11 protein-coding genes are annotated in these 14,710 nt (G+C 44.6%); 9 read left to right on the top strand and 2 right to left on the bottom strand.

Annotation, left to right across the window (positions count from 1 at the left end):
- Positions 1 to 492: 492 nt before the first annotated feature.
- The 6 genes from AB6F11_RS11740 (at position 493) to AB6F11_RS11715 (ending at position 7,218) form a co-directional block, all read left to right on the top strand.
- Positions 493 to 2,124, top strand: coding sequence for an ABC transporter substrate-binding protein (locus AB6F11_RS11740; RefSeq protein WP_017062175.1), 1,632 nt, complete (start codon positions 493 to 495; stop codon positions 2,122 to 2,124).
- Between the two features lie 114 nt (positions 2,125 to 2,238).
- Entirely contained in the window at positions 2,239 to 3,159 is a 921-nt protein-coding gene (oppB, locus tag AB6F11_RS11735) for an oligopeptide ABC transporter permease OppB (RefSeq protein ID WP_017062174.1), read from the top strand.
- Between the two features lie 15 nt (positions 3,160 to 3,174).
- A complete protein-coding gene (gene oppC, locus AB6F11_RS11730; protein WP_017062173.1) occupies positions 3,175 to 4,077 on the top strand; it encodes an oligopeptide ABC transporter permease OppC in 903 nt (300 codons plus the stop codon).
- 42 nt (positions 4,078 to 4,119) lie between these two features.
- Positions 4,120 to 5,091, top strand: a complete 972-nt coding sequence (locus tag AB6F11_RS11725) for an ABC transporter ATP-binding protein (protein WP_012603544.1) — start codon at positions 4,120 to 4,122, stop codon at positions 5,089 to 5,091.
- Positions 5,088 to 6,074, top strand: a complete 987-nt coding sequence (gene oppF / locus AB6F11_RS11720) for a murein tripeptide/oligopeptide ABC transporter ATP binding protein OppF (RefSeq protein WP_017062172.1) — start codon at positions 5,088 to 5,090, stop codon at positions 6,072 to 6,074. Before AB6F11_RS11725 ends, oppF begins: the two co-directional genes overlap by 4 nt.
- Positions 6,075 to 6,279: 205 nt before the next feature.
- Positions 6,280 to 7,218, top strand: a complete 939-nt coding sequence (locus AB6F11_RS11715) for a glutathione S-transferase family protein (RefSeq protein WP_104216100.1) — start codon at positions 6,280 to 6,282, stop codon at positions 7,216 to 7,218.
- An 82-nt stretch (positions 7,219 to 7,300) separates the two neighbouring features.
- On the opposite strand, the gene pta is transcribed toward AB6F11_RS11715, so the two are convergent.
- Complete coding sequence (gene pta, locus AB6F11_RS11710) at positions 7,301 to 9,466, bottom strand: phosphate acetyltransferase (protein WP_017062170.1); 2,166 nt, start codon at positions 9,464 to 9,466, stop codon at positions 7,301 to 7,303.
- Positions 9,467 to 9,613: 147 nt separating this feature from the next.
- Positions 9,614 to 10,810: an acetate kinase gene (locus AB6F11_RS11705; RefSeq protein ID WP_017062169.1), complete on the bottom strand. Its 1,197-nt coding sequence runs from the start codon at positions 10,808 to 10,810 to the stop codon at positions 9,614 to 9,616.
- Between the two features lie 341 nt (positions 10,811 to 11,151).
- Between AB6F11_RS11705 and yfbV the strand changes: the two genes are divergently transcribed.
- From yfbV to AB6F11_RS11690, 3 genes are all read left to right on the top strand, one after another.
- Entirely contained in the window at positions 11,152 to 11,604 is a 453-nt protein-coding gene (gene yfbV, locus AB6F11_RS11700; protein ID WP_017062168.1) for a terminus macrodomain insulation protein YfbV, read from the top strand.
- Positions 11,605 to 11,906: 302 nt separating this feature from the next.
- Complete coding sequence (locus AB6F11_RS11695; RefSeq protein ID WP_017062167.1) at positions 11,907 to 12,872, top strand: ABC transporter substrate-binding protein; 966 nt, start codon at positions 11,907 to 11,909, stop codon at positions 12,870 to 12,872.
- Positions 12,873 to 13,123: 251 nt separating this feature from the next.
- Positions 13,124 to 14,590, top strand: a complete 1,467-nt coding sequence (locus AB6F11_RS11690; RefSeq protein ID WP_017069188.1) for a sensor domain-containing diguanylate cyclase — start codon at positions 13,124 to 13,126, stop codon at positions 14,588 to 14,590.
- Positions 14,591 to 14,710 lie beyond the last annotated feature (120 nt).

Below are 14,710 nucleotides of genomic sequence, written 5' to 3'. Positions count from 1 at the left end.
CGCGTAATTTTGTCTTAATTGGTGCATTGGATAACCCGGTTTGGTGCAGAGCATTATGCTGTCTTGTATAAAGTGATTATCCTCACAAATAGTGTAGACGGTTTAGGTGATATGTGATGTGCAATTAGATTTCATGTGGCATTAATGTTAATTTGCGCTCAGTGTTCTAGCATAAGATGCTAAAAAAAAGTATCAACACAGATACATCAACACTAAAGGCTGTTTTTTAATTAATCCCTCTACGCAAGTCACTACTGATTTGGGGTTTTTTAGATATTTACACTGATACCTTAAGTATTTCGGAGAATTATCCGATTTTTTGCGACTTGTTTGTGGCAAATTACTTCAATGGTTGATAGTGTGTGCCTCAATCTTTGTAAGGTTTTAGATTTTTATGCTTAAATTTTGAGCTAAATAAATCTAAATCACTGCCGTTCAGTGAACCAAGCAAAGAAGTCATGGATGCAATACATAAAACTTGGAGTTTATTAAATGTACAAGAATAAAATCACTCAGGCCCTTCTTCTAGGTGCTGGTTTGGCAGTGGCTGCCTCTTCTACTCTTTCTATCGCTGCTGAAGTTCCAGCAGGCACAGAACTGGCAAAAGTTCAGGAACTTGTTCGCGGTAACGGTACTGAAGTTGCAACTATCGACCCACACAAATCTCAAGGTGTACCAGAATCTCACGTAATTCGTGATCTTCTAGAAGGTCTAGTGAACCAAGACGGCGACGGCAACACTATCCCTGGTGTTGCGGAAAGCTGGGAAACGACAGACAACAAAACATTCACTTTCCACCTACGCAAAGACGCAAAATGGTCTAACGGCGATCCTGTAACAGCTCAAGATTTTGTATACAGCTGGCAACGTGCAGTTGATCCTGCAACGGCTTCTCCATACGCTTGGTACATGGAATACACCAAGATGGCGAATGCGAAAGATATCGTAGCGGGTAAGAAAGACAAGAGTGAACTAGGCGTTAAAGCAGTGGATGCAAACACTCTAGTTGTTGAATTAGAAACAGCGGTACCATACTTCGTAATGATGATGGGCCACACAACAATGAAGCCAGTACACCAGGCAACTGTTGAAAAATACGGTGACCAGTGGACTAAGCCAGAGCACTTTGTTGGCAACGGTGCATTCTCTGTTGATAAATGGGTTGTTAACGAGCGTCTAGTACTCAAGCGTAACGAACAGTACTGGGATAACGATAAAACAGTTCTTAACAAAGTAACGTTCCTACCAATCGAAAACCAAGTAGCGGAAATGAACCGTTTCCTATCTGGTGAAATCGATTTCACAAACGAACTTCCAACTGAGCACTTCAAGCGTCTTCAAAAAGAGTACGCAGAAGATGTATCTGTAGCGGGTAACCTATGTACTTACTACTACATCTTCAATACGAAGAAAGCACCATTTGATGATGTTCGTGTTCGTCAAGCAATCTCTTACGCGATCGACCGTGATATCGTAACAGGTGCTATCCTAGCGCAAGGTCAAAAACCTGCGTATTTCCTAACGCCTGAAATCACAGCTGGCTTCGATCCTGAGCTACCTGCTTACGGCAAGATGTCTCAGAAAGAGCGTAACGCAGAAGCGGAACGTCTTCTTGAAGAAGCGGGTTACGGTAAAGACAACCCACTTAAATTCAACCTGCTTTACAACACTTCAGAGAACCACAAGAAGATTGCTGTAGCGCTAGGTTCTATGTGGAAGAAAACACTGGGTCTTTCTGTAACACTTGAGAACCAAGAGTGGAAAACGTACCTATCTTCTAAAGATTCTGGTGACTTCGAAGTAGCACGTGCTGGTTGGTGTGGTGACTACAATGAAGCGTCTTCGTTCCTAACGCTAATGAAGAGTAACAACACTACCGGTGGTGTTCACTACGACAGCGCGGCTTACGACCAGATCATCGATAAAGCACTTAACTCAACTTCAGAAGAAGAGCGTAAAGCACTTTACCTAGAAGCTGAGGCGCTAATGGCAAACGACATGCCAATCGCTCCTATCTACCAATACGTTAAATCTCGTCTACTTAACCCGCATGTTGGTGGTTTCCCAATCAACAACGCGGAAGACAAGATCTTCTCGAAAGACCTATACATCAAAGCTCAATAATAAGCTTCGATTCTAAAAAGTTAATATAACTATAACGATACAGGCACTACATGCGCAGGGCGCGCATGTAGCGTCTTTCTAATTTTAATTGTCACAGACTGAAAGAGTGAGTTTATGCTTAAATTCATTATGAAACGGATATTTGAAGCGATTCCAACCATGTTGGTGTTGATCACTATATCTTTCTTTCTCATGCGTTTCGCACCGGGTAACCCGTTTTCAAGCGAACGTCCATTACCGCCAGAAGTTATGGCTAACATCGAAGCTAAATACGGCTTAGATAAACCAGTATTTGAACAATACACCACGTATTTGACAAATATCTTACAAGGTGACTTCGGCCCCTCTTTTAAATACCAAGATTACACAGTAAATGAGCTGATCGCGGTTGCACTTCCAGTATCTGCGAAGGTAGGTTTCGTTGCCTTTATTTTCACACTATTGATGGGGGTCACCGTCGGGACGATTGCCGCCTTGAAGCACAATACCTGGGTCGACTACACCATAATGTCGACCGCCATGCTCGGGGTGGTAATGCCATCTTTCGTGTTGGCACCGGCGCTTATTTACCTTTTCTCCCTGCACTGGAACATATTCCCAGCAGGTGGTTGGCATGGCGGTACATTCATGTACATCGTGCTGCCTGTTATCGCGATGTCTCTTCTTTACGTAGCAACCTTTGCTCGTATTACTCGCGGTAGCATGATTGAAACGCTAAACAGTAACTTTATCCGAACTGCGCGTGCAAAAGGTCTAAGCTACCGTTATATCATTCTAAAACATGCACTTAAGCCAGCAATGCTACCTGTTGTTTCTTACATGGGACCTGCGTTCGTAGGTATCATCACAGGTTCAGTTGTTGTTGAAACCATCTTCGGCCTACCAGGTATCGGTAAGCTGTTTGTTAACGCCGCGTTTAACCGTGACTACTCGCTAGTAATGGGTGTAACCATCTTGATTGGTTTCCTATTCATCTTGTTCAACGCAATCGTTGATATTTTGCTAGCGCTTATTGACCCGAAAATTCGCTACTAACAGGGACGCATGGTTATGTTGAAGAAAAAAGAAAATTTAGAAGCGATCGAAAAGTTCTCTGAGAGCTTAGAGATAGAAGGTCGTAGTTTGTGGCAGGACGCGCGCATTCGTTTCATGCGAAACAAAGCTGCGATGGTGAGTCTGTTCATTCTTACGCTTATGGTACTGGCAGTTATCTTCTTACCAATGCTGGCTCAGTACACTTATGATGATACTGACTGGTACGCAATGCACGTTGGTCCGAATGCGGATCACTGGTTTGGTACCGATAGCTTAGGTCGTGATTTGTACGTTCGTACTCTTGTCGGTGGCCGCATCTCATTGATGGTTGGTGTGATGGGGGCCTTCGTAGCGGTACTGATTGGTACGCTTTACGGTGCAGCTTCAGGCTTCATCGGCGGTCGTACTGACCGAGTGATGATGCGTATCCTAGAGATCTTGTACGCAGTGCCATTCATGTTCCTAGTAATCGTACTGGTAACGTTCTTTGGTCGTAACATCGTCCTAATCTTCGTTGCTATTGGTGCGATTGCTTGGCTAGATATGGCGCGTATTGTACGTGGTCAAACGTTGAGCCTACGTAGTAAAGAGTTCATTGAAGCTGCACACGTATGTGGTGTAAGCAAATGGAAGATCATTACACGTCACATCGTACCGAACGTACTGGGTATCGTAGCGGTTTACTCTACGTTGCTTATTCCAAGCATGATCCTTACAGAATCATTCTTATCTTTCCTTGGTCTTGGTGTTCAAGAGCCTATGACAAGCTGGGGCGCATTGCTTCAAGAAGGTTCGCAAACAATGGAAGTTGCAATCTGGCAATTGACATTCCCTGCGGCATTCATGGTAGTTACGCTGTTCTGCTTTAACTACGTAGGTGATGGTCTGCGCGACGCGCTTGATCCAAAAGACAGATAACGAAATAGCAATTAAAAGCTATAAAAGATTAAGGAAGCAATAATGAGCTTATTAGATGTCAAAGATCTGCGCGTCGAATTTACCACGCAAGATGGTATCGTAACCGCAGTAAACGACTTGAACTTCTCACTTAACCAAGGCGAAACGCTGGGTATTGTTGGTGAGTCGGGTTCAGGTAAATCACAAACGGTATTTGCACTGATGGGGCTGCTGGCTAAAAACGGCATCATCTCAGGCAGTGCAAAGTTTGAAGGCAATGAAATCCTCAACCTGCCTGAAAAAGCGCTGAACAAGGTTCGTGCTGAACAGATCGCAATGATCTTCCAAGATCCAATGACGTCACTGAACCCTTACATGAAAGTAAGTGATCAGTTGATGGAAGTACTTATGCTGCACAAAGGCATGGGTAAAGCAGAGGCGTTTGAAGAATCAGTACGCATGCTTGAAGCGGTTAAAATCCCTGAAGCACGTAAGCGTATCACCATGTACCCACACGAATTTTCGGGCGGTATGCGTCAGCGTGTGATGATCGCAATGGCACTGCTGTGTCGTCCTAAATTACTTATCGCTGATGAACCAACAACGGCACTGGATGTAACCATTCAAGCGCAAATCATGGAATTGCTGAACGAACTTAAAGATGAGTTCAATACGGCAATCATCATGATCACCCATGACTTGGGTGTTGTTGCTGGCTCATGTGACAAAGTACTTGTGATGTACGCGGGTCGTACAATGGAGTACGGTACGGTTGATGAAATCTTCTACGAGCCAAGCCACCCATATGCGGAAGGCCTGCTTAAAGCGATTCCTCGTTTGGATACCGAAGGTGAAATTCTACCGACGATTCCAGGTAACCCACCTAACTTACTTCGCCTACCAACAGGTTGTCCTTACCAAGACCGTTGTCACCGTGTAATGGACCGTTGTAAGCAAGAAGCACCGATTTTGCAGCCATTTGCTAAAGACCGTCAGCGTGCTTGTTTTTCAGACTGGGAGACTTGGACAAAATGAGTAAAGAATTACTATTAGATATTAAAGACCTGAAAGTTCACTTTAGCATTGCAGCTAAGTCTGCTTGGCCTTGGGCAAAACCATCAAACCTTAAAGCGGTTGATGGGGTTGATGTTCACCTTTACGAAGGCGAAACACTAGGCGTAGTGGGTGAGTCTGGTTGTGGTAAATCAACTTTTGCCCGTGCGATTATCGGCTTGGTTGAAGCGACTGAAGGTCAAGTGATGTGGTTAGGTCAAGACCTAACTAAGATGCAGGAAGTGAAGCGTCGTGAGACTCGTAAAGAGATTCAGATGATCTTCCAAGACCCGCTAGCGTCGCTTAACCCACGTATGTCAGTAGGCGATATCATTGCTGAGCCTCTAGAGACTTTCTTCCCTGAACTTTCTAAACAAGAAGTGAAGGACAGAGTTAAAGAGATGATGGCAAAGGTTGGTCTACTACCAAACGTAATCAACCGTTACCCACATGAATTCTCTGGTGGTCAGTGTCAGCGTATTGGTATTGCACGTGCACTTATCTTGAAACCTAAGATGATCATTTGTGACGAACCTGTTTCGGCACTTGACGTATCTATCCAAGCTCAAGTTGTTAACCTTTTGAAAGAACTGCAAAAAGAGCTAGGTCTTTCGCTGGTATTTATCGCGCACGATTTGTCAGTGGTTAAGCACATCTCAGACCGTGTATTGGTAATGTACCTAGGTAATGCGGTTGAGCTGGGTGAGTCAGATGCACTATTCTCTGATCCAAAGCACCCGTACACCAAGGCGTTGATGTCTGCGGTTCCTATTCCAGATCCTCGCTTAGAGCGTAGTAAAACTATCCAGATGCTGGAAGGTGACCTACCATCGCCAATCAACCCACCATCAGGATGTGTTTTCCGTACTCGTTGTCCACAAGCGACAGAAGCGTGTGCGCAAACTAAGCCAACGATTCAAGGCGATGATGTGCACGCAGTATCTTGCTTGCACGTACAAGTCTAGGGCCAATTTAAAACGGTTCAGCCTGTGACAGGCTTAAGCGCGACTAGTTTTTAGAGTCGCGCTTTTTTTGTACTGCAGACCTAGTTCCTATATTTTGCTCAACAGCTTCATCAAATAATTCGAACAACTAAGCCAACTTCTTCTAGTTTTGAAAAAGTTGGCTTTTTTTATACTAGAGAAAAGTTAGCATCACAGAGGTTTGGATATGGGTAAGTTAGTTGAAGGTGTTTGGCATGATGTGTGGTACGACACGAAAGAAAGCGGTGGTAAGTTTGTTCGTGAAGATGCGGGCTTTCGTCATTGGGTAGAGAACAAACCGGGCGCGCAGTTTGAGCCGGAAAGCGGCCGTTATCACTTATACGTATCGTTAGCTTGCCCTTGGGCGCACCGAACCCTTATCTTCCGCGAGCTGAAAGACCTAACCGATCACATTGACGTGACGGTTGTTTGCCCAGACATGATGAGTGAAGGTTGGCAAATGGGGTTACCTGAACCTCTATTTGGCCATACCCGCATGCACCAAATCTACACCCAAGGCAAACCGGACTATTCAGGTCGAGTCACGGTTCCTGTTTTATGGGATAAGAAAACCAACACCATTGTGAGTAACGAGTCGTCTGAAATCATTCGCATGTTTAACTCAGAGTTTAACGAGCTAACGGGTAACACCGATGATTACTACCCGTGGGAGTTGTCCAAGAAGATTGATGAGTGGAATGATTATATCTACCCAAACATCAACAACGGCGTATACCGAACCGGCTTTGCGACAACACAAGAAGCCTACGAAGAGGCGTATGAAGCGTTATTTGAAGCGTTAGATAAAGTGGATGCGCATCTTAGTGAGAAACGTTATTTAGCGGGAGAGCAGATTACTGAAGCGGATTGGCGGTTGTTCACGACCTTGGTTCGATTCGATGCTGTGTATGTGGGTCACTTCAAGTGTAACAAGCAACGAATTGCGGATTACAAACATATCCAAGGTTATCTAAAAGAGCTCTATCAAATAGAGGGTATTAAAGAGACGACGGATTTCTACCACATCAAGCGCCACTACTATTACAGCCATACGGGTATCAACCCGACTCAAGTGGTGCCTAAAGGGCCTGATCTGGATTTAGATTCGCCTCACGGACGTGGTTAGAATCATTAATTAATCCGCTTTTCTTCAGGCGTAAAAAAACCCTAGATAAACATCTAGGGTTTTTGCTTTCTGAAAAAGAAAATTAGTTAACTACTTTTTCTTCAGCTTGCGCAGCTTGGTCTGCTTGGATAGCCGTTAGAGCTACTGTGTAAACGATATCGTCTACTAGAGCGCCACGAGACAAGTCATTTACTGGCTTGCGCATACCTTGAAGCATTGGACCGATAGATACTAGATCTGCTGAACGCTGTACAGCTTTGTAAGTCGTGTTACCCGTGTTTAAGTCTGGGAATACGAATACAGTCGCTTTACCAGCTACTGGAGAGTTAGGCGCTTTAGAAGCGGCTACGTTTTCCATGATTGCTGCATCGTACTGTAGAGGACCGTCGATCACTAGATCAGGACGCTTCTCTTGAGCAAGTTTCGTTGCTTCACGTACTTTATCTACGTCTGCACCCTTACCAGATTCACCAGTAGAGTAAGAGATCATAGCAACGCGTGGGTCGATACCGAATGCCGCAGCAGAATCTGCAGATTGGATAGCGATTTCAGCAAGCTGTTCAGCTGTTGGATCTGGGTTGATCGCACAGTCACCGTATACAAGAACTTGATCAGGCAGAAGCATGAAGAAGATTGAAGATACGATAGAAGCATCAGGAGCAGTCTTGATGATCTGGAACGGAGGAACGATTGTGTTCGCCGTTGTGTGAACAGCACCAGAAACTAGGCCATCAACTTCGCCAGCTTCAAGCATCATAGTACCTAGGAATACTGAATCTTCTAGCTTCTCACGAGCAACAACTTCAGTCATACCTTTAGCGCCACGAAGTTCTACTAGACGAGCTACGTAGTTTTCGCGAACTGATGCAGAATCGATGATCTCAACGCCAGCGCCAAGCTCAACACCTTGCTGTGCTGCAACGCGACGGATTTCTTCAGGGTTACCTAGAAGTACACACGTTGCGATACCGCGCTCAGCACAGATAGCCGCAGCTTTAACTGTACGTGGCTCATCACCTTCAGGAAGAACGATGCGCTTAGCCGCTTTACGAGCAAATTCAGTTAGCTGGTAACGGAATGCTGGTGGGCTTAGACGACGGATGCCTTGAGTACCTTCAGATAGAGAATCAATCCAAGGGCCATCAATGTGGCTTGCAACGTGATCGTTAACGAACTCGATACGCTCTTTATCGTCTGCAGGCACTTCTAGGTTGAAGCTCTGTAGGTTTAGAGACGTCTGCCAAGTGTTACCTTGCGCTTTGAAGATCGGTAGACCTGAAGCGAATGCTGGTGCACAAAGGTTAGCAATGCTTTCTGGAATGTCGTAACCGCCAGTAAGCAGGATTGCGCCAATCTCAACACCGTTTTTCGCAGCAAGAGCCGCAGCAACGATAACGTCAGGACGGTCTGCAGAAGTTACTAGCAGTGAACCTGGTTTGAAGTGCTCAATCATGTGAGGTAGAGAACGTGCACAGAAAGTGATGCTCTTAATACGACGAGTTGAGATTTCACCTTCGTTAACGATTTCAGCGTTAAGGTGCTTAGCCATATCAACCGCACGAGTTGCGATTAGGTCGATGCTCCATGGCACGCAGCCAAGAACACGGATAGGGCTAGAATTGAAGATTTGCATTACTTCAAGGTTCGCTTGCTGAGCGCTGTCTGCATCATCAAAGATTTCAGATAGGTCAGGGCGAGTACGGCCAGCTTCATCAACAGGAGCGTTAAGCTTGTTGATGATTACGCCTTTGATGTTTTTGTTCTTAGTACCGCCGAAGTTAGAACATGCTACTTCGATACGCTCTTTAAGCTGCGTAGGGTTGTCAGTACCAGGAGTCGCAACGAATACGATCTCCGCGCCAAGTGTTTTTGCGATTTCCGCGTTCACTTGGTTAGCAAATGGGTGCTTACGAGTAGGTACTAGACCTTCGATTAGCGTAACTTCTGCGTCTTTGTTGATCTTGTTGTATTGCTCAACAACAGACTCAAGAAGCTCGTCCATTTTTTCGCTACCGATCAAAGCTTCAGCTTTAGTCATTGCGATTGGCTCACCAATCTTAATGTCGCTGTTTGCGCTGATGATAGTAGACGTTAGATCTGGTTGGTTACCACCGCTGCGAGGCTGAGCGATTGGCTTGTAGAAAGAAACACTTACGCCCTTACGCTCCATAGCGCGAAGAACACCCATGCTAACACTAGTAAGACCAACACCAGCGCTTGTAGGGATAAGCATAATAGTACGTGACATTGACGAACACCTTTGACTATTGGAAATAAAAAAAGCTCAACTGCTATTCCCACCGATATTTAAATTGGGGTAGGAATAGAAGTTGAGCCCCATTTTCTTGATATGAAAAACTGACTAGCTTCGAATGAAGCTAGTCAGGAAAATCAATTAAAGACCTGCTAGTTTCGCAGTGTCTTCAGCAATTACTAGCTCTTCGTTAGTAGAGATAACCATTGCAGGGATACGGCTGTTAGCTGTAGTGATAGTACCTTCGCCGCCGAAACGAGCTTTAAGGTTAGCTTCACCGTCAACTTCGATGCCGAAGATGCCTAGGCGGTTTAGAACCATTTCACGGATTGGGCCAGAGTTTTCGCCGATGCCGCCAGTGAAAGTGATTGCGTCTAGACGACCTTCTAGAGTCGCAGTGTAACCAGCTACGTACTTAGCTAGACGGTGACAGAACACGTCCATTGCACGAGTTGCTTCTTCTTTCTCACCGTAGTTGTCTTCAACGAAACGACAGTCAGAAGTCACTTCAGTTAGACCAGCAAGACCAGACTCTTTAGTTAGCATGTTGTTGATTTCTTCAACAGAGTAACCAAGTGCGTCGTGTAGGTGGAAGATGATTGCAGGGTCTAGGTCACCACAACGAGTACCCATTACAAGACCTTCAAGAGGAGTAAGACCCATAGAAGTGTCTACAGATTTACCGTTCTTGATTGCACATACAGAAGCGCCGTTACCTAGGTGACAGTTGATGATGTTAACTTCTTCAACTGGCTTGTTTAGTAGGCCTGCAACTTCACGAGTGATGAATAGGTGAGAAGTACCGTGCATGCCGTAACGACGGATGCCGTGCTCTTTGTACAGGTTGTACGGTAGAGCGTATAGGTAAGACTCAGAAGGCATTGTTTGGTGGAACGCAGTGTCAAAAACAGCAACGTTTTGTAGACCAGGGAAGTTCTGTTGAGCCGCTTCGATACCGATAAGGTGAGCAGGGTTGTGAAGAGGTGCGAAAGTCGCAGCGTCTTGAATACCCTTAAGAACTTCATCAGTGATAAGTGCAGAAGAAGTGAACTGCTCGCCACCGTGTACGATACGGTGACCGATAGCGCCAAGGTTAGCTTTAAGCTCAGGCTTAGAAGCAAGAATAGTTTCTACCATGAAAGATAGTGCTTCTACGTGAGCTGCGCCCGCGCCTAGTTGTGCTTCATGCTTGCCATCAAGTTTCCACTTCATACGAGCTTCTGGAAGACCTAGACACTCAGCAAGACCAGTTAGGTGCTCTGCACCTGTTTCTGCATCAACAACAGCGAATTTAAGAGAAGAACTACCACAGTTTAAAACTAAAACTAGCTTAGACATTAATGACTACCTGTTTATTTTTCTGATCGAAATCAGTTAAGGATGAAAATTAATCTCAAGAATAGTCGAAGCACATAGGCTTGCGTACTAACCTTGGTCAAAAAAACGTTAATTTCCGTATAAAGTGAAAGCGCTCTTTATCAAAAAGAGGCTTGTGCATTCCTTGCAGAAGTCTTCTCAAAGTTGCTTAAATTGTAAATAAGGGCAACAATGAGATTGAGGTCTGCAAATAATAGCGATATTGTGCAAATATAACAAAAAAATTTGAAAGAATATTATTTTTCGTCAAATTTTTGTGTTTTTAGTTGATGATTTCAACTTTTTTTTAATGGGAGACTCATATGAGCAATAGAGTTGGTTTAGCTAGTAGTTTAAAAGATGGCCAAAAGTACATGGATCTCTGGCCCGTCCGAAAAGAGTTAAACGCGATCTTCCCAGAACAACGCATTATTAAAGCGACCCGTTTTGGCGTGAAAGTGATGCCTGCGATTGCCGCTATCAGTGTTCTTACACAAATGGTCTTTAATAATTACCAAGCGATGCCACAGGCTGTGGTTATGGCTTTGTTTGCGATCAGCTTGCCGCTACAAGGTATGTGGTGGTTGGGCAATCGCTCAAATACACAACTTCCGCCGGCGCTAGTATCGTGGTACCGCGAACTGCATGAAAAGATCACTGAAACGGGTTTTGCGTTAGAGCCTATGAAGCCGCGCCCTCGCTATAAAGAATTGGCAATCATTTTAAATCGTGCCTTTCGTCAGTTAGATAAATCCTCAATGGAGCGTTGGTTCTAAAGAATCCCAGCTCTCCCTCTTGTCTGAGAACAACTATTCATCTTCTATAGCTTGTTCTCAGATTTGCTCCTCTTTTTGTTACCTCGCTTACTTTCCGTTTAGCTTACCTGTCCTTATTCACTTGGTTTCTTACCTTCCTCCGAAGTCAATATAACCTTTCTCACATAACTCGAGCCTTGTTGCATTTTTGTTAAATATCACTTCAAGTTATCAATGGTTACTGGTAATAATGTCAATAGTGATTTTGATGTTGTTCTCTTTGAGCGAGTAATGACGGGTAGAGCTTGATTCAGGGAGCGATAATGAGTTCTGTAAGAAAGGTATTGGCAGCGGTTTTAAGTTGCTTGATGTTGCTATGGACTGGCAATGCAATGGCAAACGTTGCCAAAGTGTCGGTTTCACAAGTTGTTGACCATCCAGATCTGAATGCGACACGTTTAGGGCTTCTTGAAGGATTGAGAGCCAATGGTTATGAACCCGGTAAGAACTTAGAATTCTCCTATGAAATGGCGAATGGTAACCCGGCTCAGGCAGCCAAGATTGCCAGAGAGCTCGTCAGTGAAAATCCACATGTACTTGTTGGTATCGCGACACCGACTTCACAAGCCTTAGTGTCGGCGACTCGCTCGATTCCTATCGTGTTTACCGCGGTTACGGATCCTATCGGCGCTAGGCTCGTTAAACAATTAGAAAAGCCGGGGCGTAATGTCACGGGGCTTTCTGACTTATCTCCGATCACTCAGCATGTGTCATTAATCAAAGAACTGCTCCCTGAAGCTAATTCAATCGGTGTAGTTTACAACCCAGCAGAAGCAAATGCCGTTGCGTTAGTTGGGTTATTGAGAAAGGCAACTCGAGATTTCGGTTATACACTTCACACCGAAAAAGCGCTGACTGTTGACGATGTCGAAGCAAAAGCAGAATCCATTGCTAAGAAGTCCGATGTTATCTATGCCTTGACCGATAATACGGTTGCAAGCGGCATGGAGGGTCTTATCAAAGCGGCTAACCATGCAGATACGCCAGTCGTCGCAGGCGCCACATCTTATGTCGGAAAGGGAGCGATTGCGGGTTTAGGTCTAGATTATTATGATGTTGGGGTTCAGACCGCGGATTATGTCGCAGCCATTTTGGAAGGACAGAAGCCCGGGAAGTTGAGTGTCAAAACTGCGCAGAGCTCTCAGCTGGTGGTCAACCTAGATGCTGCTCGTGAGCTTGGCGTGACAGTGCCTCAATCTGTGATTGAGCGTGCGGTCATTAGCCGGTGAATTGAGTTTGGTGTTAGGTGAGCTAATAGGCCATAAGTCATATTATTAACAGCATTGAAATGGGCTCAGATAACAAACTCACCTGCTCTATATGTTGGCGCTTCTCTATTTTATTCATTTGTAAGCGGTTATTTGACCGTTAGGTGTGTCGTTAATATCAATTTACATTATTTTACGTCGAGCGAATTGCCGATTAATGTAATAATATTAATGGGGAAAATGAAAATAGCTGAACGCTAAGAGCACATTATATGAAAGTAAATAGGCACTTTAGCCTAACCTTTGTTTTCGGGTTTCCCGCTGTGATCGCCGCGATGTTACTTGGCCTAATAGGAAAGAATCATTTTGACGCGGTAGAAAAAGATATCAGTAGTGAGTTTCATCGTATTGAAGATGTGTTCAAAAGAACCACAAAAGTGGCGACAGCCCTAGACTACAGCTTCTCCAACTATTATAAATCAGGAAACCCTCTCTTTCTTGATCACAACAAACATGTTGTGGATGGTCTTTGCCAAATCTGGCCTATTGATGTATTGCTACTTGCCGACGGTAAAACCTCAGACATTCCCTCTGTCGATATCGACTATATGCTAATTGGTCAAGAGTCTCTTTGTTCTGAAAGCAGTGATAGTTATAAGAGCGCGTCAGAAAAAATAGCGTTAGCTCCTATTCTTTCATTTTTATCCCAGCTTGATGAATACCATGCCGGCGTGCACTTTATTGATACGAGCGGCTATGTGATCTCTTCACCTGAAGGTTTTGCCAAAGGGCTGAGCAAAGAGTTACTCTCGACCATAAAGAGTCGTCCTTATTGGCAGAAAACAGCCAACAACCCTGACCAACTTACCCTTTCAGGCCCTGGTTATCGTTTTGATTCCCTTGACCGTATAATCAGTATGACGATCCCTGTATTCCATAAAGGCGTTCACCAAGGGATGCTGTCGGTGGATATTAATGCTGACAAGCTGCTCGCAAACTCGAATGAGCATCTTGCAGGTCGGATCGATATCATTGATACCACTTTAGCGACTCCGGTAGATTCTGCGGCTTTTTATCACGAGATCAAACTGGATGGTGTCTCGTCTCACCATGCGATGTATTACAAATTAGACATCGCGAAAGAGGTTGAGCACTTTTTCGTCTACGAGAAAGACAGCCTTATTGTTGCCATCATTGTGTATCTGTTCTCAGTAACCATCTTCTTCTACGTCAATTCCAATATTGAACGTGGTTACTTCAAAGATCTCGCAGCCAAAGACCCTATGACAGGGTTATTGAATCGTCGTGGCTTAGAAGCGTTCTGGCGCAGTGTAGAGCACGATCAACTGTTTGCATTAACCGTCTTCGATATTGATGATTTTAAGTCAATTAACGACACCTACGGCCACGATAAGGGGGATGATGTGATTCGTTATATGTCGCGTCAGATCAGCAACAGTATTCGAAGCAGTGACGTTGCAGCACGGTTTGGCGGTGAAGAGTTTGTCGTTTATATGAAAGGCGAAGATCGTGAAACTTTGATGAGAACATTAGAGCGAGTGAAGAATGCGATTTGTTCCACTTCAGCCGACATTATTCCAAATGGATTTACGGTGTCTGGCGGTGTCTGCATTGTTGAAACTGAGCAAAGTAAACTTAACTTCGATGAGATATTTAAGTACGCCGATGAAAAGCTGTACGTGGCTAAGACGACGGGCAAAGACCGTCTTAAATTTTAACCACGTTATTGAATCGATGCTTTGTATGAAAATGAGAATGAAAATGAAAGAGGGAAGAGCGAACGTGTCTACCAAGCAAAGCTTATTTGCACCGGTAAACACGTTTGTAGCGTTGGGTAT

Origin of the sequence: Vibrio sp. 10N.247.311.14, from assembly GCF_041467715.1 — a bacterium.
Lineage (GTDB): Bacteria > Pseudomonadota > Gammaproteobacteria > Enterobacterales > Vibrionaceae > Vibrio > Vibrio crassostreae_C.
This window is presented reverse-complemented; position numbering and strand designations above follow the sequence as displayed.

Bases quoted from the DNA above. Each gene is read 5' to 3' on its own strand.
- AB6F11_RS11740 (WP_017062175.1), top strand. From the start codon at position 493: ATGTACAAGAATAAAATCACTCAGGCCCTTCTTCTAGGTGCTGGTTTG.
- oppB (WP_017062174.1), top strand. From the start codon at position 2,239: ATGCTTAAATTCATTATGAAACGGATATTTGAAGCGATTCCAACCATG.
- oppC (WP_017062173.1), top strand. From the start codon at position 3,175: ATGTTGAAGAAAAAAGAAAATTTAGAAGCGATCGAAAAGTTCTCTGAG.
- AB6F11_RS11725 (WP_012603544.1), top strand. From the start codon at position 4,120: ATGAGCTTATTAGATGTCAAAGATCTGCGCGTCGAATTTACCACGCAA.
- oppF (WP_017062172.1), top strand. From the start codon at position 5,088: ATGAGTAAAGAATTACTATTAGATATTAAAGACCTGAAAGTTCACTTT.
- AB6F11_RS11715 (WP_104216100.1), top strand. From the start codon at position 6,280: ATGGGTAAGTTAGTTGAAGGTGTTTGGCATGATGTGTGGTACGACACG.
- pta (WP_017062170.1), bottom strand. From the start codon at position 9,466: ATGTCACGTACTATTATGCTTATCCCTACAAGCGCTGGTGTTGGTCTT.
- AB6F11_RS11705 (WP_017062169.1), bottom strand. From the start codon at position 10,810: ATGTCTAAGCTAGTTTTAGTTTTAAACTGTGGTAGTTCTTCTCTTAAA.
- yfbV (WP_017062168.1), top strand. From the start codon at position 11,152: ATGAGCAATAGAGTTGGTTTAGCTAGTAGTTTAAAAGATGGCCAAAAG.
- AB6F11_RS11695 (WP_017062167.1), top strand. From the start codon at position 11,907: ATGAGTTCTGTAAGAAAGGTATTGGCAGCGGTTTTAAGTTGCTTGATG.
- AB6F11_RS11690 (WP_017069188.1), top strand. From the start codon at position 13,124: ATGAAAGTAAATAGGCACTTTAGCCTAACCTTTGTTTTCGGGTTTCCC.